The sequence below is a fragment of the Kribbella polygonati genome (assembly GCF_050320105.1).
Taxonomy (GTDB): domain Bacteria; phylum Actinomycetota; class Actinomycetes; order Propionibacteriales; family Kribbellaceae; genus Kribbella.
Map to the genome: position 1 here is coordinate 4,266,770 of NZ_CP190129.1, position 17,510 is coordinate 4,284,279.

At 70.4% G+C, this 17,510-nt stretch carries 19 protein-coding genes; 11 read left to right on the plus strand and 8 right to left on the minus strand.

The features are described 5' to 3' along the window. Positions 1-67: 67 nt before the first annotated feature. Together ACQHIV_RS20190 and ACQHIV_RS20195 are read left to right on the plus strand one after the other, a co-directional pair. A complete protein-coding gene (locus ACQHIV_RS20190) occupies positions 68-595 on the plus strand; it encodes a hypothetical protein (RefSeq protein ID WP_427896253.1) in 528 nt (175 codons plus the stop codon). Further along, entirely contained in the window at positions 592-1,479 is an 888-nt protein-coding gene (locus tag ACQHIV_RS20195) for an alpha/beta hydrolase (RefSeq protein WP_427896254.1), read from the plus strand. Before ACQHIV_RS20190 ends, ACQHIV_RS20195 begins: the two co-directional genes overlap by 4 nt. A gap of 160 nt (positions 1,480-1,639) precedes the next feature. Here ACQHIV_RS20195 and ACQHIV_RS20200 read toward each other — a convergent pair whose 3' ends face one another. Together ACQHIV_RS20200 and ACQHIV_RS20205 are read right to left on the minus strand one after the other, a co-directional pair. Continuing rightward, positions 1,640-2,896: a hypothetical protein gene (locus tag ACQHIV_RS20200; RefSeq protein WP_427896255.1), complete on the minus strand. Its 1,257-nt coding sequence runs from the start codon at positions 2,894-2,896 to the stop codon at positions 1,640-1,642. A gap of 32 nt (positions 2,897-2,928) precedes the next feature. Next, positions 2,929-3,789 (minus strand): LysR family transcriptional regulator, encoded by an 861-nt coding sequence (locus ACQHIV_RS20205; RefSeq protein WP_427896256.1) that lies wholly within the window; start codon positions 3,787-3,789, stop codon positions 2,929-2,931. Between the two features lie 76 nt (positions 3,790-3,865). Between ACQHIV_RS20205 and ACQHIV_RS20210 the strand changes: the two genes are divergently transcribed. Next, on the plus strand, positions 3,866-4,381 hold the full coding sequence (locus ACQHIV_RS20210) for a dihydrofolate reductase family protein (RefSeq protein WP_427896257.1): 516 nt from the start codon (positions 3,866-3,868) through the stop codon (positions 4,379-4,381). On the opposite strand, the gene metX is transcribed toward ACQHIV_RS20210, so the two are convergent. Together metX and ACQHIV_RS20220 are read right to left on the minus strand one after the other, a co-directional pair. Continuing rightward, positions 4,359-5,408, minus strand: a complete 1,050-nt coding sequence (gene metX, locus ACQHIV_RS20215) for a homoserine O-acetyltransferase MetX (protein ID WP_427896258.1) — start codon at positions 5,406-5,408, stop codon at positions 4,359-4,361. The two genes, ACQHIV_RS20210 and metX, sit on opposite strands and share 23 nt — an antisense overlap. After that, complete coding sequence (locus ACQHIV_RS20220) at positions 5,405-6,715, minus strand: bifunctional o-acetylhomoserine/o-acetylserine sulfhydrylase (RefSeq protein WP_427896259.1); 1,311 nt, start codon at positions 6,713-6,715, stop codon at positions 5,405-5,407. Before ACQHIV_RS20220 ends, metX begins: the two co-directional genes overlap by 4 nt. 121 nt (positions 6,716-6,836) lie before the next feature. On the opposite strand from ACQHIV_RS20220, the gene ACQHIV_RS20225 reads away from it, so the two are divergent. Genes ACQHIV_RS20225 through ACQHIV_RS20245 form a run of 5 tightly spaced genes read left to right on the plus strand, consistent with a single transcriptional unit; the run spans position 6,837 to position 11,403 of the window. Then, entirely contained in the window at positions 6,837-7,802 is a 966-nt protein-coding gene (locus ACQHIV_RS20225) for a Gfo/Idh/MocA family protein (protein ID WP_427896260.1), read from the plus strand. A gap of 23 nt (positions 7,803-7,825) precedes the next feature. Further along, positions 7,826-8,836: a Gfo/Idh/MocA family protein gene (locus ACQHIV_RS20230; RefSeq protein WP_427896261.1), complete on the plus strand. Its 1,011-nt coding sequence runs from the start codon at positions 7,826-7,828 to the stop codon at positions 8,834-8,836. Further along, the gene (locus ACQHIV_RS20235) at positions 8,836-9,654 is read left to right on the plus strand and encodes a Gfo/Idh/MocA family protein (RefSeq protein WP_427896262.1); all 819 of its coding nucleotides are present in this window, start codon (positions 8,836-8,838) and stop codon (positions 9,652-9,654) included. Before ACQHIV_RS20230 ends, ACQHIV_RS20235 begins: the two co-directional genes overlap by 1 nt. Beyond that, positions 9,651-10,673, plus strand: coding sequence for a hypothetical protein (locus ACQHIV_RS20240; protein ID WP_427896263.1), 1,023 nt, complete (start codon positions 9,651-9,653; stop codon positions 10,671-10,673). Before ACQHIV_RS20235 ends, ACQHIV_RS20240 begins: the two co-directional genes overlap by 4 nt. Positions 10,674-10,692: 19 nt before the next feature. Then, complete coding sequence (locus ACQHIV_RS20245) at positions 10,693-11,403, plus strand: 2OG-Fe(II) oxygenase (protein WP_427896264.1); 711 nt, start codon at positions 10,693-10,695, stop codon at positions 11,401-11,403. Here the strand turns inward: ACQHIV_RS20245 and ACQHIV_RS20250 are convergent. Then, the gene (locus ACQHIV_RS20250; RefSeq protein ID WP_427896265.1) at positions 11,396-12,025 is read right to left on the minus strand and encodes an SGNH/GDSL hydrolase family protein; all 630 of its coding nucleotides are present in this window, start codon (positions 12,023-12,025) and stop codon (positions 11,396-11,398) included. The two genes, ACQHIV_RS20245 and ACQHIV_RS20250, sit on opposite strands and share 8 nt — an antisense overlap. A gap of 56 nt (positions 12,026-12,081) precedes the next feature. Between ACQHIV_RS20250 and ACQHIV_RS20255 the strand changes: the two genes are divergently transcribed. The 3 genes from ACQHIV_RS20255 to ACQHIV_RS20265 are packed head-to-tail and all read left to right on the plus strand — an operon-like array spanning position 12,082 to position 14,331. Continuing rightward, positions 12,082-12,510, plus strand: coding sequence for a GNAT family N-acetyltransferase (locus ACQHIV_RS20255; RefSeq protein ID WP_427896266.1), 429 nt, complete (start codon positions 12,082-12,084; stop codon positions 12,508-12,510). A 2-nt stretch (positions 12,511-12,512) separates the two neighbouring features. Next, positions 12,513-13,373 (plus strand): LLM class flavin-dependent oxidoreductase, encoded by an 861-nt coding sequence (locus ACQHIV_RS20260; protein WP_427896267.1) that lies wholly within the window; start codon positions 12,513-12,515, stop codon positions 13,371-13,373. 16 nt (positions 13,374-13,389) lie between these two features. Beyond that, positions 13,390-14,331 carry a formylglycine-generating enzyme family protein gene (locus ACQHIV_RS20265; RefSeq protein ID WP_427896268.1) on the plus strand — a complete coding sequence of 314 codons (942 nt, stop codon included), beginning with the start codon at positions 13,390-13,392 and terminating at the stop codon, positions 14,329-14,331. Here ACQHIV_RS20265 and ACQHIV_RS20270 read toward each other — a convergent pair. Genes ACQHIV_RS20270 through ACQHIV_RS20280 form a run of 3 tightly spaced genes read right to left on the minus strand, consistent with a single transcriptional unit; the run spans position 14,293 to position 17,420 of the window. After that, positions 14,293-15,525 carry an MFS transporter gene (locus ACQHIV_RS20270; protein WP_427896269.1) on the minus strand — a complete coding sequence of 411 codons (1,233 nt, stop codon included), beginning with the start codon at positions 15,523-15,525 and terminating at the stop codon, positions 14,293-14,295. The genes ACQHIV_RS20265 and ACQHIV_RS20270 overlap by 39 nt on opposite strands. A 7-nt stretch (positions 15,526-15,532) precedes the next feature. Beyond that, a complete protein-coding gene (locus ACQHIV_RS20275; protein ID WP_427896270.1) occupies positions 15,533-16,000 on the minus strand; it encodes a MarR family winged helix-turn-helix transcriptional regulator in 468 nt (155 codons plus the stop codon). A gap of 19 nt (positions 16,001-16,019) precedes the next feature. Beyond that, positions 16,020-17,420: an MFS transporter gene (locus ACQHIV_RS20280; RefSeq protein ID WP_427896271.1), complete on the minus strand. Its 1,401-nt coding sequence runs from the start codon at positions 17,418-17,420 to the stop codon at positions 16,020-16,022. Positions 17,421-17,510: the final 90 nt, after the last annotated feature.

Genomic DNA, 17,510 nt, shown 5'->3' on the forward strand with positions numbered 1-17,510 from the left:
GCCCGCGGATTGAGGACTTCACGCAATCCTGCGGTCCGGGCGGCGGGCGGGTGGTTGATTGGCGGTCATGCGCACACCGACGACGACACCGGCCCAGGCCGCCGGGATGATTCGCCGCGACCAGGAACTGCTGCTCAGCCTGGTCGACGGCAGGACCGAGGACGAACTCCGGAAGCCGTACGCCGTTCACGACGGACCGCTCGGACACTTCTGCGACTCGCTGCACGATCTGGTCGCACACGTGCTGATGTGGGACGAGATCAACCTCGCCGTACTGCAGGAGGCGCGGGCGGGACGGCCGCACTGGAGCCTCGACCCGCGCTGGGAAACCGCGGAGATCGGCAGCGCGGTCAACCGCGGAGGCGTCGAGGCGGCCCGGCGGATCCCGTCGGAGCTGGTTCTGCACCGCTACCGCAGCGTCGGCGACGCGCTGGTCGCCGAGATCACGCGGTACGAGGAAGCAGCCTGGGCGGATCCGGCCACCGGGGCCGGGTTCGACGGCGGGATCGGCGCCCTGACTGAATACGTATCCACCACGCCCGACGGGATGTTGTTCGCGCACGCGGCGCGCCACCTGCGGCCGGTGTCCGCATGACGATCGTCGACAATCCACAGTTCGGCCCGGAGACGGACGCGCTGCTGAAGCACCTCGCCGATCTGCCGACCACGCCTGGCCTCGACCCCTACGAGGCGCTGCTCCTGGACCGCGAAGACCTCCCCGACCCCGCGATCGCCGGCGAGCCCGACCCACGAGTCACCACCGAAGACATCGCCATCCACCTTCCTGGGCGAACACTGCAGGCCCGTGTGTACCGGCATTCGATCCGCCCGCGCCCGATCCTCCTGTGGCTGCACGGCGGCGGCTTCGTCGGTGGGGACCTCCGCGACATCGAGTACGCGACCTCCCGGATCGCTGCCTATGGCAACGTCACGGTTGTCTCGCTCAACTACCGCCTGGCCCCCGAAAACCCTTGCCCGGCAGGACTCGAGGACGCGTACGACACCCTCGGGTGGCTACGCGAGAACCTTGACGGCGACGGCCGGATCGCGATCGGCGGCCAGAGCGCAGGCGGCGCGTTGGCGGCTGGCGTCTGTCTGAGAGCACGCGACGCCGGTACGCCGCTGCCCGATCGGCAGATCCTCTGCTACCCGGTGCTCGACCTGCACCCGAGCGCCGAGTGGCACGAGTGGTACTTCGGTCCCCGCGAGATCCCGGCCGGCGCCGTACCACTGCAGGCCACGTCGCTCGCAGGCCTCCCGCCGACGCTGATGCTGGCCGCCGGGCGGGACTGGCTGCGCGCCGACGCGGTCGCGTATGCGGGTCGGCTGGCGCGGGACGGCGTACCGACGGAGCTGGTCGAGTATGCCGACACGATGCACGCGTTTCTGAACTTCCCGGCCGCGTTGTCGGCGGGGCGGCACGCGGTCGAGCTGATCGCGGCGGACTTGCAGGCTGCGTTCAGCGCACGCCGCTCATGAACGAACTGCTCCAGTCGTCCGACCCGCACTGCGGAACAAAGTTGCCGCTATCCGGCCAAAAGTTCCCGATGAGACCGGCCACGGCCATGCCGACCCGGTGGTATCGCCGCTCGATCTGCGGCTGCAGTACCAGCGTCCTGCTGGTGAAACCCTTGGCAGGCTAGTGGTCTGCTCGGTGGGTGAAGAAGCGGGCCGGGTTGCCGGCGGCGCGTGGGTTGGAGGCCAGCCAGCTGGTGAAGGACTCGGGGTGGCGGCGCTCGAGTTCGTCGAGGTAGGCGCGGCGTACGTCGACCATCGCCTGCCGGTGGTCGGGGCGAACGGCCCGCTCCAGCTGGGTGAAACTCCGGCGCCAGGCGAGGCACAGCTCCTCGTCGGTCAGCTCGCCGACGCTGCGGACGACGGCGGTCAGGTACTTCGGCAACGGCAACTCCTCCTGCAGGAAAGGCGCCGACAGCAACTTCTTCTCCCCCCGCCGACGCCGCCGCCCCCACCCGAACCGCCCACCACGATCCCCCCGCCCGCGCCGCCCCGCCCCGAAGCCCACACCACCCTCTCCATCACCCAGGCTGCCCAACCCCGCACCACGCTCCCCCTCACCCGGCATTCCGGACCCCGCACCGCGCTCCTGGTCACCCAGGTTGCCGAAGCCCGCGCCACACTCGGGGTCACCCGGGTTGCCGAAGCCCGCGGCACGCTCCGGGTCACTCGGGTCGCCCGAGCCGTCGCCGAAGTCCAGCGGACCCCACGGCGAATCACCGGCCCGGTCGCCACGGTCAATCCCCCACGCGGCGCCCGCGCCCCCCGACGCACCGCGGTCGCGGCCGCGGTTGCGGGCACGGGCGAACCAGCCGGACCTCGTCGAACCGCCGCCGGGTTCGCCCCGGCCAGATCCGGCACGGCCAGCCCCGCGCCGGCCCGAGCCGACACCGCCAGACCCGGCACTGCCAGACCCGGCGCTACCAAACCCAGCCGCACCAAGCCCGGTGCGGCCGGAGCCGGTGGGGTTGGTGTTGGCTCGGTTTGGGTTGGTCCAGGCGGGTTCGGTTTTTGGTGGTGTGGCGCGTAGCCAGGTGACGACGGGTGGGGAGACGCCGAGGACGAGCAGGATCAGCATCACGGTGCGCGCGCCGACGGCGGCGGCGTAGCCGCAGATCGCGAGTACACACAGCGCGCCGAGCACCGCCCCGCGTGGCACCGTGCGGAGCAGGTCCGCGTTCGGCAGGTCGCGTCCTAAGCCGACGCTCAGGCAGACCGCGCCGATCGTGAACGCAGCCACGAGGAACGCCGCCAGATTGGTCGACGGTGACACGAACACCAGCGCCGTGAGCACCCCGATCGTGGCCAGCAGCCCGACGGCCGCCCGCCAGATGCGCTCGTACCGCGGCCCGACGTCCACCATTCTCACCAAGTGCCCCATCACCCGGTCCTCCAACCGGAGTCGGACGGCTCCTAATCCAGTGTTACTCGTTTTAGCGCTTCTATGAAGGCTCTTGTTGCCGGCGGGTCCGGCGGTTCGCCGTACGTCGCGAGCAGGATGCGCCGGAAGACCGGGAGTTCGGTCGTCCGGACGCCGGCGGCGCGGTGTGCGCGCAGCGCCAGGCCGGGTGCGGTGGTGACGCCCAGACCGGCCCGGACGAAGGCCTGCTTGACGATCACGTCGTCGCTGGTGAACGCGATCCGCGGCGTGAACCCGGCGTCCGCGCAGTGCTCCAGCAGCTCGCGACGGCAGTTCACGCAACCGGCGATCCAGTCCGAGTCCCGGTGGTCGGCCAACGTTTCCCCGGTACGCCGGCTGAGCAGGTGGATCGGGTCGTCCCGCAGGTACGTGTAGCGGATGCCGTCGTCGGGCTGCTCGTCGTCGTACCGGAACACGATCGCGAGGTCGAGCTCGCCGGCCCGCAGTTGCTGTACGGCGACCCGCGGGTGTACGTCGGTCAGTTCGAGCTCGAGGCCCGGGTGATCGCCGCGGAGCTCGGCCGCCGCGGGCGGGACGAGTTCGCTGAGTGCCGAGCTGAACGCGCCGACCCGGACCCGCCCGGAGCGCAGGCCGACGAGCGCGGCGAGCTCGGCGTCGGCGGCGTCGACCCGGCCGACGATCTCCGCGGCCCGCCGGGCGAGCAGCTCGCCTGCCGGGGTGAGCCGGATGCCGCGGCCGGACTTGCGGACGAGCTTCGCACCGGTGGCGGCCTCCAGCCGGGCGAGGTGATGACTGACGGTGGGCTGCGTGTAGTGCAGCGCCGCGGCCGCCGCGGTGACCGAACCGTGCGCGGCGACCGCGGCCAGCACCCGCAGCCGGACGAGGTCGAGCATGTATCGATGGTATCTATGGATCGGGCACCGAATTGGCATTGGACGCATGGAACCGGCCCGGCGCAGGCTGGTGGTCATGACGGTGATCTGGCACATGACGATGTCCCTCGACGGCTTCATCGGCGACCGCGACGACGGCGTCGGCTGGATGTTCCTCGGCGACAGCGCCCCGTCCGGGCTGCCGGCCGAGGTGGTCGCGGGCTGCGGCGCGTTCCTGTGCGGCGGCCGGCTGGTCGAGGTGATGAGCGAGAACCGCCCGTACGGCGGGAAGTGGACCGGCCCGATCCTGATCTACACGCACAAGGATCCGGCGTCCAACCCGGTGCCGGAGTTCACCTACGTCTCCGGCGACATCCGCGACGTAGTGGCCGACGGGATCAAGGCGGCGGGAGCCAAGAACCTGATCGTCACGGGCGGCGCCGTACCCCGGCTCGCACTCGAAGCAGGCCTGGTTGACGAGATCGTCCTCCACATCTCCCCCGTACTGCTGGGCGAGGGCACCCGCTTCTACGACAGTCCTGGGGTCTCGCCGACCCGCCTGAAAGTACTCGCATCCGACGGCCTGAACTTCAGATTCGCAGTTGTGAAGTGATCAGCTTTCCCACCTGATCGAGTTCGATCAGGAAGCCGTCGTGGCCGTACGGCGAGCTGATGAGGTGGAGCGGACCGGCGGCTGGATGGGCTGTGGTGATGGCCCTCGACTGTGCGGGGAGATACAAGCGGTCCGAGTCGACGGCGCCCACCACCAGACGCGACTTGAGCGTCCCCAGCACCTCAGCCAGGTCGCCCGAGCGGCCGCGGGTGATGTCGTGGGTGTTCATGGCTTGAGTCAGGGCGACGTAGGAGCCGGGGTCGAAGCGGTTGACGAGTTTGGCGGCGTGATGGTCGAGGTACGACTCGACCGCGAACCTCGGGTCGTCAGGCCCCTGGCGGGTGCGGCCGAAGCGGGTGGCCAGTTCGTACTCGGAGCGGTAGGTGATGTGCGCGATCCGGCGCGCGACGCCCAGGCCCGCGACCGGCGTACGGCCCGTGCCGTAGTAGTCGCCGTGCTGCCAGTCCGGGTCGGACGTGATCGCGGCGAGCTGCGCCGCGCACCAAGCGATCTGCTCGGCCGAGGCGGCGGGCGTCGAGGCCAGGACGATCGCCGTACCGACGCGATCCGGATACAGGAGCGGCCACTCCAGTGCGCGCATCCCGCCCATCGAGCCACCGATCACCGCCGCCCAGCGATCGATGCCCAGGGCATCGGTCAGCGCGGCCTCGGCGGCAACCTGGTCCCGGACGGTGAGCGCGGGGAAGCGACTCCCCCACGCCCGCCCGTCCGGGGCCTCGGTCGACGGCCCGGTGGTCCCCTGACAACCACCGAGCACGTTGGCCGCGACGACGAACCAGTCCGCCGGGTCGAGGTACCGCGTCAGCCCGTCCCACCAGCCGGGCGTCGGCTGTCCGGGGCCGGCCGGACCGATCACGTGCGCGTCACCGGTGAGCGCATGACAGATCAGTACTCCGTTGCTTCCGGCAACGTTGGGCCGGCCCCAGGTCTCGTAGGCGATCCGTACGCCGGGCAGCGTCGTACCGCTCTCCAGCCGGAGCTCACCGACCTCGGCGAACTGTTTCACTTGGCTGCCGCGAACCCGACCTCCAGGTCGGCCAGGATGTCGTCGAGGTGCTCGATCCCGACCGCGAGCCGCACCAGCCCGGGCGTCACACCGGTCGCCGCCAGTTCCTCCTCCGCCAACTGGCTGTGCGTCGTCGACGCCGGGTGGATGACGAGCGAACGTACGTCGCCGATGTTCGCCACGTGGCTGTGCAACTTGAGCGCGTCCACGAACCGCTTGCCCGCGTCGACACCACCCTTGATCTCGAACGACACCACGGCCCCCGCACCACGCGGCGCGTACTTCTGGGCCAGCTCGTACCACGGCGACGACGGCAGGCTGGCGTACGCGACGGAATCCACCTCGTCCCGCTGCTCCAGCCACTGCGCCACCTTCAGCGCGTTGTCGACATGCCGCTCGATCCGCAGCGACAGCGTCTCCAGCCCCTGCGCGATCAGGAACGCGTTGAACGGCGACACCGCCGGGCCGAGGTCGCGCAGCCACTGCACACGCGCCTTCAGGATGTACGCCAGGTTGCCGAGGTCCGACCCGACGCCGAGGTCCCGCGCGTACGTCAGCCCGTGGTAGCTGGGGTCCGGCTGGTTGAACCCGGGGAACCGCTCCGGGTCGGCCGCGTAGTCGAACTTCCCGGAGTCCACGATCACGCCCGCGATCGCGGTCCCGTGGCCGCCGAGGTACTTCGTCGCCGAGTGCACGACCACGTCCGCGCCGTGCTCGAGCGGGCGGATCAGGTACGGCGTGGCGACGGTGTTGTCGACGATCAGCGGAACGCCCGCGGCGTGCGCGACGTCCGCGACGCCGGCGATGTCGAGGATCTCGCTCTTCGGGTTCGCGATCGTCTCCGCGAAGAACGCCTTGGTGTTCGGGCGGACGGCGGCCCGCCAGGACTCCAGGTCGTTCGGGTCGTCGACGAACGACACCTCGATCCCGAGCTTCGGGAACGTGTAGTGGAACAGGTTGTACGTCCCGCCGTACAGGCTCGGGCTGCTGACGATGTGGTCGCCGGCCTCGGCGACATTCAGCAGCGCGAGGGTCTCGGCGGACTGTCCGGACGCGAGCAGCAGCGCCGCCGTACCGCCCTCCAGGCTGGCGATCCGCTGCTCGACCGCGTCCTGGGTCGGGTTCTGGATCCGCGTGTAGATGTTGCCGAACTCCTGCAGCCCGAACAGACCGGCGGCATGGTCGGTGCTGTCGAAGGTGTACGACGTGGTCTGGTAGATCGGCAGCGCCCGCGCCTTGGTGGTCGGGTCGGTGGTCTGGCCGGCATGGATCTGCCGGGTCTCGAACGACCAGCTGGGTTCGGTCATCTCGTCCTTCTTTCGGGGTCACGTTCCGTGATCAAAAGGTACTAAATAGATCGACTTACTGTTCTCTGTCTCAGGGAATGGACGGTTGCAATGCAACCGGTTGCATGGTGAACTCACGACCATGACTCGGATCGCGATCGCCGGCGCCGCCCACCCGCACGTGGGCTACCTGACCGCGGAGCTCGACCACCTCCCCGGAGCCGTCCTGGTCGCGGTCGCGGACCCGTCCCGGGAGACCGCCGAGCGGTGGGCCGCGCCGTACGACGCGAAGGTCTTCACCGACCACCAGGAGATGCTGCGCGAGGAGCGGCCGGACGTGGTGATGGTCGCGGGGATCTACGGTGACCGCGGGCGTGTCACGGTCGACGCTCTCAACGCGGGAGCGCACGTGCTGGCGGACAAGCCCTTGTGTACGACGCTCGCCGACTTGGACGCGATCGAGGAGACCGCGCGGCGGACCGGCCGGCACGTGACGGTGCTGTTCGAGAAGCGCTACTACCCGGTGACGCTCGCCGCGCGGGAGATCCTCGGCCGGCTCGGCACGATCCACGGCGTGGTGTCGTCCGGCCCGCACAAGCTCAACCGGCCGACCCGGCCCGCCTGGTTCTTCGAGCCCGAGCAGTACGGCGGCGTACTGAACGACCTCGCCGTCCACGACATCGACGCGGCCCTCCTCTTCACGGGCCTGACGAGCGGGACGGTGAGCGGCGCGGTGGTCGGCGGCTCGTACGGCGTGGCGACGCTGAACGGCGCCGGTGCGGTCGTCACGGCGGGCGTCGACTGGATGAACCCGGCCGGTTCGCCGGTGCACGGCGACTACCGGATGAAGCTCATCGGGACGCACGGGACGGCCGAGCTGCTGTGGGCGCGCAACCGGCTCGTCCTCACCACGCACGAGGCGGCGCCGTACGACGTACCGCTGCCGGCCGGCCACCGCCCGGCGGAGCTGCCGCTGCAGGCACTTGCCGCGGGCAACGAACCGGACATCACCACCGAACGCAGCATCCTCGCCACCCGGATCGCGCTGCTGGCGCAGCAGTCGGCCGAGCACGGCGGCGTACCCATCGACTGGTCCATCGGATGCTGATCCATCGAACGAAGGGGGGTCCCATGCGTTTTGCTCTGATTGGTGCCGGCGCGATCGGCACCGTGCATGCGCGTCTGATCGACGCGCTGGGTAACGAGGCCGTGCTGGTGGCGGTGGTCGATCAGAACGTCGAGCGTGGCGGGAAGCTGGCGGAGCAGTACGGCGCGCACGTCTACGCGACCCCGGCCGAGGCGTACGCGGCCGAGGAACTCGACGCGGTCGGGATCTGCCTGCCGAGCGCGTTGCACGCGGACGTGGCGATCGAGGCGCTCGAAGCCGGCAAACACGTGATCGTCGAGAAGCCGGTCGACATCACGCTCGAAGCCGCGGACCGCCTGCTCGCGGCGCAACAAGCGACCGGGCTGACGGTGTCGGTGATCAGCCAGCGCAGGTTCCAGCCGCCGGTCGCCCAGATCCGCGCGGCGATCGACGGCGGCGCGCTCGGCCGGGTGACCTCCGGGATCGCCGAGTCCGCGTTCTTCCGCCCGCAGTCGTACTACGACGGCGACGACTGGCGCGGCACGCTCGCGGTCGACGGCGGCGGCGCGCTGATGAACCAGGGCATCCACGCGCTCGACCTCCTCGTCTGGATGCTCGGCCGCCCGGTGCGGGTCAGCGCGCAGACCGGCCGGCTCGCCCACGAGGGCATCGAGGTCGAGGACCTGGCGGGCGCGTCGATCGTGTTCGAGAGCGGCGCGATCGGCCTGATGCTCGCCAGTACGGCGGCGTACCCGGGCCGTCCGGTCCGCCTGACGATCCACGGCGACCAAGGGACGGCGGTCCTCGACGACGACGCGCTCGCGTACTTCGCGTCCGCGAACGGCGAGCCGCCCGAGGCCGCCGCGCTTCCCGGCCCCGACGACTGGGGACCGGTCGAGCTGGCGCATCTCGCGCAGTACCGCGACTTCATCGCCGCCGTCCGCGAGGGTCGCCCGCCCGCGGTGACGGTGGAAGCCGGCCGGCGCTCGCTGGCGACCGTGCTGGCCGTGTACGAGTCCGCCCGTACCGGGCGTCCTGTCGAGTTGGAGAACTGATGCGCATCGCCCTGGTCGGGACCGAGAACAGCCACGCCGACGAGATCGTCAAACACCTGAACGTCGAGCAGATCGCCGGCGGCACCCGCATCGTCGCGCTGGCCGGCGCCGACGACGAGCGGAACCGGAAGCTCGCCGCGGCCGGCGGGATCACGAAGCTCGTCCCGACCTCGGCGGAACTCCTCGGCGAGGTCGACGCGCTGATCGTCACGAACCGCGACGGCGCCCTGCACCGCGAGCACGCCGTACCGTTCCTCGAGGCCGGCGTACCGGTGTGGGTGGACAAGCCGCTGGCGGCGAGTACGGCGGACGCGCGGGCGATCCTGGACGCGGCGCGCAAGGGTGGCGCGGCGGTCACGTCGTACTCCGCCGTGCGCTGGGTCGCGGACGCCGACGTACTCGCCGGCGCGGGGATCGACGACCTGCAGGCGGTCACGGTCACCGGACCGGCCGATCCGGACAGCGAGTACAGCGGGATCTTCTTCTACGGCATCCACTGCGCCGACCTCGCGCAGCGGCTCGCGCCGGGCGAGCCGGGTCCGGTCGAGGTCGAGCGCGTCGGGTCGACCGTGGTCGTGCGGTACCAGTCCAACGGCGTCCTCGTGACGCTGCAACTGGTCAAGCCGACCGAGGCGGGACGGGTCCCGTTCCACGCGGAGCTTGTCGGGCGGACGAAGGTCGTGAGCAGCGACGTACGGCTCGACTCGGAGTACGTCGTACCGGGGCTGAAGGTCTTCCTGCGGATGCTGGAGACAGGCGAGCGGCCGCTCGACGACGCGACGATGCTGGCCCCGATCACCGTGCTGGAGCAGGTGTGAGGCGGCTCGCCGCGGTTCTCGCGTTGCTGCTGGCGTTCGGCACCGTCGTACCGGCCGGCGCGGCGCCGGGGCAGCAGACGTACACCCAGGACCGGGCGATGTGGGTGTGGGAGCAGAACTCGTACCCGGCCGTCCTCGACCGTGCCGCGCGGGACAAGCTCGGGCGGATGATGGACGACACCACCACGTTCGGCTCGGACCCGGTGCGGACGATCTACCTCGGCGTCGCGGCGTACCAGGGCAAGGACATGCTGCGGGACTCGCGCCACCAGGTCGCGTCGTTCGTCCAGTGGGCGCGCGGCCGCGGGTACCACGTCCAGGCGGTGATCGCGGGCGGTACGACGCCGCCGTACCTGGGGGCGCTGCCGAAGTACCAGCATCTGGCCGTCGCGGAGTTCCGGAAGGTCCTCGACTACAACCGCTCGGTCCCCGCGGGTGCCCGCTTCGACGGGGTCAACGTCGACATCGAGCCGTACCTGCTGCCGGAGTGGAAGGAGCCGGGGACGACGCTGCCGACGGACTGGCTGAACCTGCTGCAGAAGTTCGTCGACCTGCGCAACAAGTCCGGGCAGCGGCTGCTGGTCGGACCGGCGATCCCGTTCTGGTTCGACAGCTCGACCTGCTGTACGGCGATCACCTGGCACGGCAAGACCGCGCCGCTCAGCGACCACGTGCAGGACCTCACCGACTACGTGGCGCTGATGGACTACACCGACACCGCGACGGGGATCATCGCGCGGGCCGAGCACGAGCTCGCGTACGCCGTCTCGATCGGCAAGCCGAAGTCCGTGGTGATCGGCGTGGAGACGAAAGACCTGTCCGGGACCAGCGATCCGCCGTCGGTGACGTTCTACGAAGAGGGACGCACGTACATGGAGGCGGAGCTGGACAAGGTGTACGCCGCCGAGTCCTCGTCCCCGGCGTTCGCGGGCATCGCCATGCACCACTACGGCAGCCTCCTGCTGCTCCCGTCGGTCTGGGGCCCCGGCGGCGTGTACTACCCCCTCACACGATCCTGACCCGAACCGTTCAGGAGGTATGAACAAGTACGAACGACGGGTCGCGGGCGCCGACTGGGAGAGCGTCACGGCCGAGGTGAACGACCTCGGCGGTGCGCTCCTCCCGCAACTGCTGACGCCGGCCGAGGCGGCGACGATCGCCGGGATGTACGACGAGGTGCGCCGGTTCCGGGCGACGATCGACATGGGCCGGCACCGGTTCGGCGAAGGGCAGTACCGGTACTTCGACCAGCCGTTCCCGGAGGCGGTCGACGCGCTGCGGCACGCGCTCTACCCGCGGCTGCTGCCGATCGCGCGGGACTGGTACGCCAAGCTCGGCCGCGACGCCGAATGGCCGGACACGCTCGACGAATGGCTGGACGTCTGCCACCGCGCCGGCCAGACCCGGCCGACCCCGATCCTGCTGCGGTACGGCGCCGGCGACTGGAACGCGCTGCACCGCGACCTGTACGGCGACAAGGTGTTCCCGCTGCAGGTCGTGATCAACCTGAACGAGCCCGGCATCGACCACACCGGCGGCGAGTTCCTGCTCGTCGAGCAACGCCCGCGCGCCCAGTCCCGAGGTACGTCGACACTGATCCCGCACGGGCACGGCCTGCTGTTCACGACCCGCGACCGCCCGGTCCGCTCCTCCCGCGGCTGGTCGGCCGCACCGGTCCGGCACGGCGTCTCGGCGATCCGCTCAGGACAGCGCCATACCCTCGGGCTGGTCTTCCACGACGCTAAATGAGGTCGTTGCAGATGTCCCATGCAGCCTGCTGAACGAGGGCGGCCGTCTCCGCGTCGAGGCCCTTGACCGGTACGTCGATGCCGACCGGGTCCGCCTCGAGCAGCGCGATCAGGAACACGCAGGCGCCGAGGTAGCTGCCCGCGAGCGTCGGGTGGCTGTTGTCGGACTCGTGCAGCACCGGCTTGTCGTGGGCGGCCAGGAACCGCTCCCAGACCATGCCGACCGGGATCAGCGTCCCGCCCAGCTCGGCCGCGGCTCCGGCGTACGCGTCGGTCAGCGCCTGCTGCGTCTCCGGCGCGTTGCTGCGCGCCCACGTCAGGTAGAACGCGGTCCGCGCCCCGGCCGCGGCGATCGCCTCGTGGAAGTCGCGGGCGCTCGCCCGGAAGCGGTCGGGGCTCTTGATCGGCAGCGTGCTCTGCTCCTGCAGTACGACGACGTCGTACCCGCCGTTCGCGATCGCGTCGAGGGCCTTGCCGGCGTTCAGGTGCTGCCGCAGCGAGGCGCCGCCGACCGAGATGATCCTGTGCTCGACCTCGATCCCGCGCGCCCCGGCGAGGTCCTTGAGCAGCTTGGGCAGGTTGTTGTTGGACGTGAAGCTGTTCCCGACGAAGAGGATCCGCACCCACCGAACGCTACTACTCATTTGACCGCCGGCGCCGGGCGATGTTGGCTGTCGGGATGTTGCGGATCGTGCCGGTCACCGACGACGCGACGCTGCTGGACTGGCAGCGGGTGCACAACGAGATCATCCCGACCGCGCCGCTCTCGGTCGCGGAGATCCGCGAGCGATCGACGCGGAACGTGCTCGAGGTCGCGTACGACGACGACGTACTGGTCGGCTGCTCGACGGTCCGGCCGCCGTCGGCGGAGACCGCGGCGGCGGTGGTGATCGCCCGGGTGCTTCCGGCGTACCGGCGGCGTGGTTTCGGTACGGCGATCTACGAGCACTGCCTGCGCCGCGGGCAGGAGCTCGCGGACGGGATCGAGACGCACATTCTCTCGAGCAATGCCGACGGGCTGCGGTTCGCCAAGGCGCACGGGTTCGTCGAGGTGGAGACGTACCTGCTGCCGGGCGACACGATCCCGTTCGTCGAACTACGGTTGTGACCATGCGATTCTCGGTGAACATTCCGAACTTCGGCGACTTCGCCGACGCCCACACGGTCGCCCGGGTGGCTCGCGCGGCCGAGGACGCCGGCTGGGACGGGCTGTTCTTCTGGGACCACGTCGTACACAGCAAGAAACAGCGGCGCGGGCAGCCGTTCGGGGATCCGTGGATGCTGATGACCGCGGCCGCGCTGGCGACGTCCCGGATCAAGCTCGGCCCGCTGGTGACGCCGGTCGCGCGGCGGCGCCCGGAGCAACTCGCCCGGCAGGTCGCGACGCTGGACGCGCTGAGCGGCGGCCGGGTGATCTTCGGCGCCGGGCTGGGCGGGCCGATCGACGACGAGTTCGGCAGCTTCGGCGACGAGACCGACCCGAAGGTGCTCGCCGAGAAGCTCGACGAGGGCCTCGACCTGATGGCGGCGTACTGGTCCGGCGAGCGGGTCGACCACGACGGCAAGCACTATCGCGCCGACGACGTGGAGTTGCTGCCGGCAACCGTCCAGCGCCCGCGCCCGCCGGTCTGGATCGCCGGGTACTGGCCGCGCAAGGCCCCGATGCGGCGCGCGGCCCGCTGGGACGGCGCCGTACCACTGTTCGCGAACGCCAACCACGGACAGGCCCCGGCGGTCGAGGACGTACGCGCGCTGGTCGGTTTCCTGACCGGCCAGCGCGCCGACCGGAGTACGCCGTACGACGTGATCGTCGGCGGCATCAGCCCGGCCGCCGACCCCCGCCCCCTCATCGAACCCCTGGCCGAAGCCGGCGCCACCTGGTGGGACGAACGCCAACTGATCACCGGCACCGACTTCTACCGCCTCACCCCGGTCCTCCGCCGCATCGAGCAAGGCCCACCGAATCTGTGAACCTAAACTGACCGGCATGAGCGACGAGCATCCGTCCTGCTGTGCGCCCTCGCGTGGGGGGAGCGCGGCGCCGCCGCCGGTGGTGGGTGGTCGCGGGGAGCATCGGATCGAGCAGGTCGAGGTCGGTGGCGGCGTGTTCGCGATGGGGAACAGCAACGGCGACGAGAACAGCGGTGACGGCGAGACGCCCGTCCATCAGGTCGAGCTCGCGCCGTACAGCATCGACGCGACCAGCGTGACCAACGCGGACTTCGCGCGCTTCGTCGACGCCACCGGGTACCGGACCGAGGCGGAGACCTTCGGGTACTCCGCCGTGTTCCATCTCGCGCTCGCCGCCGCACCGGACGAGGTGATGGGGCCGGCGTCCGGGACCCCGTGGTGGGCAGGCGTCCGCGGCGCCGACTGGCGGCACCCGGGCGGCTCCCGGTCCGACCTGGACGGGCTCGCGGACCACCCGGTCGTGCACGTGAGCTGGAACGACGCGACGGCGTACTGCAAATGGGCCGGGCGGCGGCTGCCGACCGAGGCCGAATGGGAGTACGCCGCCCGCGGCGGGCTGGACGGCAAGCGGTACCCGTGGGGCGACGAGCTGATCGCCGACAGCGACTCAGGGTGGCGGTGCAACATCTGGCAGGGCGAGTTCCCGAGGACGAACACCGAGGAGGACGGCTTCCTCACCACCGCCCCGGTGCGGACCTTCGAACCGAACGGGTACGGCCTGTGGCAGATGGTCGGGAACGTGTGGGAGTGGTGCGGTGACTGGTTCGGCCCGCGGTACTACAAGTTCTCCCCCGCCGCGAACCCGCCCGGCCCGTCGCTCGGCGCCGCCCGGGTGATGCGCGGCGGCTCGTACCTGTGCCACGACTCGTACTGCAACCGCTACCGCAACGCCGCCCGCTCGTCGAACACGCCGGACTCGTCAATGGGCAACGCCGGCTTCCGTACTGTCGCTCGCTGACAACCCCGGGGTGGTCGCGGCCACCGCTGCCACGGCCGCGACGCACAGCAACGCCCCGGACGCCAGCGACGCGACCGGCGAGGTCAGCTGCGCGACCACACCGCCGCGAAGGTTGCCGAGGTCAGGTCCTGCCTGGCCGACGATCTGCTCGGCGGCACTCACCCGGCCGAGCAACTCCGCCGGCGTGTGGAGCTGGACGATCGTACTGCGGGACACGACGGCCACCGTGTCCGCGGCACCGGCGATCGCGAGACACGCCAACGCCAGCCACGGCACCGGCGAGAACGCGAACAACAGCAGGGCGATCCCCCACGCCGCCGAACCGCACAACATCACGACCCCGTGCCGCGGCAACCGGGTGAACGTACCGGAGAACAACGACGCGGCAACCCCGCCGACGGCGATCGCGGTCAGGAACAACCCCAACGTCCGCGGGTTGTTCCCGAACCGCTCCGCGTTGATCACCGGGAAGAGGCTGACCGGCATCGACAACACGGTCGCCGCCAGGTCGGTGATCAGCGCGCCGCGGATCACCGGCGTCACGCTGATGAACCGCAGCCCGTCCCACACGCCGCGCAGGCCCGGCTTCGCGGTGGTCTCGATCTGCATCCGCGGCAGGCCGAGTACGCCGTACAGCGCCGCGAGGAAACTGAGCGCGTCGACGAGATAGCAGACGCCGACACCCCACGCGCCGATGATGACGCCACCCAGGGCCGGGCCGAGCAGCATCGCGCCCTGGAACCCGATCCGGTTGAGCGCGATCCCGGCCGCGAGCTGGTCCCGGGTCAGCAGCTTGGGGAGTACGGTCCGCGCGACCGGTCCGGCGGTCGCGCCGAACGAGGCCTGTACGGCGATCAGCGCGAGCAGGACGCCGACCGGGACCCGGCCGAAGAACAGCTGGCTCGCCATCACGGTCGCGACCAGCCACTGGCCGATCGTGGTGACGAGGTAGATCCTGCGGCGCTCCAGCCGGTCCACGAGCGTGCCCGCGAACAGGCCGAGCACGATCAACGGCAGCGCCTGCGCGAGGCCGACCGCGCCGGTCCACGCCGGGCTGGACGTCTGGTCCCAGACCTGGAACATCACCGCGACGAACGTCAGCTGACCACCGAACCCGGACAGCACCTGCCCGATCCACAACCGGCGGTACGTCAGGACTTTCAGCGGCCTGAGGTCGATGAGCGCGTTCTTCACCGCAGTTTCATCCCAGCTTCTCTGCGATCCGGTCATGGAAGCTCTTCCGCGCAAGGGCTTCCTCGACGTCGCGGACGACCTGGGACATCGGGTACGGCAGCTCGGCCTCGAGCTCGGCAAGCGCGTCCTCGGTCGCCCGCCACTCGGCCGCCAGCAGCTCGACGAGCTTCTTGGACTTCGCGGTCAGCGTCACCTGCTTGCTGCGCGCGTCCGTCCCCGGCACCGTCCGGACCAGCCCGGCGGTGCGCATCGCGGCCACCTTCTGGCTGAGTGCCGAGTGCGTACGCCCGATCGCGTCGGCCAGCTCGGTGATCGTCATCGGGCCCTTGAGATGCAGCTGGAGCAGCTCACGGACGTACGTCGGCTTCAGGCCCTGGATCGCCCGGTCGGTGTAGATCCGGCCGATCTCGCCGTCCATCCGGGTCAGCAGCTCGTGCAACGGCCGCCACAGACTCTGCTCAGTGGGATCCTCCATGCGCAGATCATAACAGTACTTATATAAGTGCTGTTACTTTTGCGCGGGAGCCGGCCGCGATCCAGGCGCCGGCGAGGGCCGCGGACAGGATGCCGATCAGCGCGAGTACGGCGAACCCGTAGCGGGTGTCGGTGCGGCCGGTGACGAGCGACGCGATCAGCATCACCACCACGGTGGCCGCGAGCCCGAACCCGTTGGCCACGCCGAACGCGTGCCCGACGCGATCCTCGTCGACGGACGTCATCAAGAGCGACCGGGTGGCGATCCGCGACTGCCCGAACAGGAACGCCCCGAGCAGCACGAGCCCCATCAGAGCGGGCACACCGAAGAGCGGCTGCAACACCAACAGCCCGCTACAAACCACGAACCCACCCACCGCCAGCCGTACGTCCCCCAACCACTTCCCCGACCACCGGTAGACCGCCGCCGCCAACAAGAACCCCACCCCACCCAACGCATCGGTCAGCCCGAGCACACTCGCCCCGCGATGCCACTCCCCCACCACAAGCACCGGCATCAACGCATTGAACACCGTCACGACAACGAGCCCCTGCCCGAACAACACCACCAACGGCCCCAAACCAGCCGCCGGCAAAACCACAAGTCCCCGTAACACGGCGAGCGCACCACCCTTGGCGGAGACGGCGCCACCCGCCGACGCAACACCCCCGGACCGCACGGCGCCCGCGGCGGGGGCGGCGCCACCTGCCGACGCAACACCCGTGACCGGCACAGCACCCCCGCACGGCGCCGCACCCCTGACCGGCACAGCACCCCTGGCAGGCGCGGCGCCCCTGGTGGGGGTCGCGGCGGAGGCGACGGGTGGGGTGACGGCTGAGTTGCCGGGTGGGGTGGTGGGTGCATGCTTCGGGCCTGCTGCAGTTATCAGCAGCGCCGAGAGGGCGAAGGTGCCTGCGTTGAAGGCGAACAGGGGTTGGGGGCCGAAGTACTGGAGAGCTACGCCACCGGCCGCAGCGGAGAGGAGCATGCCGGACTGGAGGGCTATCTCGTAGTGGGCGTTGAACTGCCGCAGGCGGTCCGCGGGGACGCGTTCACGGATGAGGGCGGCACTGGCAGGGGTGAACTGCGCCGCGATCACCGCGAGCGCGAAGTTGGTCGCGTAGACGAGCGGCTGCTGCGCTACCCCCAGCGCGAGCCCGACCGGCAACGCGAGCGCCGTACCAGCACTCAGCACGTCGCACACCACCCACAGCCGCCGCCGGTCGAACCGGTCCGCGAGCCGGCCGAAGTACGGCGAGAGCACCGCCTGCGGGACCGCGACGGCGATGAACAACCACCCGACGTCGAGCATCGACCCCTGCGCGCGGACCAGCAGCAGGGCAGCGCCGAGCAGCTGGATGTTGTTCCCAAGGGAGGTGATGAACGTTGCAGGCAGCAGCAACCGGGTCCGCGAAGTCACCCACCAACGGTGACAGCCATACCTGACAAAGACTGGCAGCGTTTATTTCCGCTACCGCAGTTGCGTAAATGCTGCTACGGTTCTTTTCGA

What these genes read in the sequence shown, in the direction of transcription:
- ACQHIV_RS20210 (WP_427896257.1), top strand. Translation starts at nt 3,866, where the DNA reads ATGACGGTGATCTGGCACATGACGATGTCCCTCGACGGCTTCATCGGC.
- ACQHIV_RS20205 (WP_427896256.1), bottom strand. Translation starts at nt 3,789, where the DNA reads ATGCTCGACCTCGTCCGGCTGCGGGTGCTGGCCGCGGTCGCCGCGCAC.
- ACQHIV_RS20225 (WP_427896260.1), top strand. Translation starts at nt 6,837, where the DNA reads ATGACTCGGATCGCGATCGCCGGCGCCGCCCACCCGCACGTGGGCTAC.
- ACQHIV_RS20260 (WP_427896267.1), top strand. Translation starts at nt 12,513, where the DNA reads ATGCGATTCTCGGTGAACATTCCGAACTTCGGCGACTTCGCCGACGCC.
- ACQHIV_RS20245 (WP_427896264.1), top strand. Translation starts at nt 10,693, where the DNA reads ATGAACAAGTACGAACGACGGGTCGCGGGCGCCGACTGGGAGAGCGTC.
- ACQHIV_RS20195 (WP_427896254.1), top strand. Translation starts at nt 592, where the DNA reads ATGACGATCGTCGACAATCCACAGTTCGGCCCGGAGACGGACGCGCTG.
- ACQHIV_RS20230 (WP_427896261.1), top strand. Translation starts at nt 7,826, where the DNA reads ATGCGTTTTGCTCTGATTGGTGCCGGCGCGATCGGCACCGTGCATGCG.
- ACQHIV_RS20200 (WP_427896255.1), bottom strand. Translation starts at nt 2,896, where the DNA reads ATGGGGCACTTGGTGAGAATGGTGGACGTCGGGCCGCGGTACGAGCGC.
- ACQHIV_RS20275 (WP_427896270.1), bottom strand. Translation starts at nt 16,000, where the DNA reads ATGGAGGATCCCACTGAGCAGAGTCTGTGGCGGCCGTTGCACGAGCTG.
- ACQHIV_RS20265 (WP_427896268.1), top strand. Translation starts at nt 13,390, where the DNA reads ATGAGCGACGAGCATCCGTCCTGCTGTGCGCCCTCGCGTGGGGGGAGC.
- ACQHIV_RS20220 (WP_427896259.1), bottom strand. Translation starts at nt 6,715, where the DNA reads ATGACCGAACCCAGCTGGTCGTTCGAGACCCGGCAGATCCATGCCGGC.
- ACQHIV_RS20235 (WP_427896262.1), top strand. Translation starts at nt 8,836, where the DNA reads ATGCGCATCGCCCTGGTCGGGACCGAGAACAGCCACGCCGACGAGATC.
- ACQHIV_RS20255 (WP_427896266.1), top strand. Translation starts at nt 12,082, where the DNA reads ATGTTGCGGATCGTGCCGGTCACCGACGACGCGACGCTGCTGGACTGG.
- ACQHIV_RS20190 (WP_427896253.1), top strand. Translation starts at nt 68, where the DNA reads ATGCGCACACCGACGACGACACCGGCCCAGGCCGCCGGGATGATTCGC.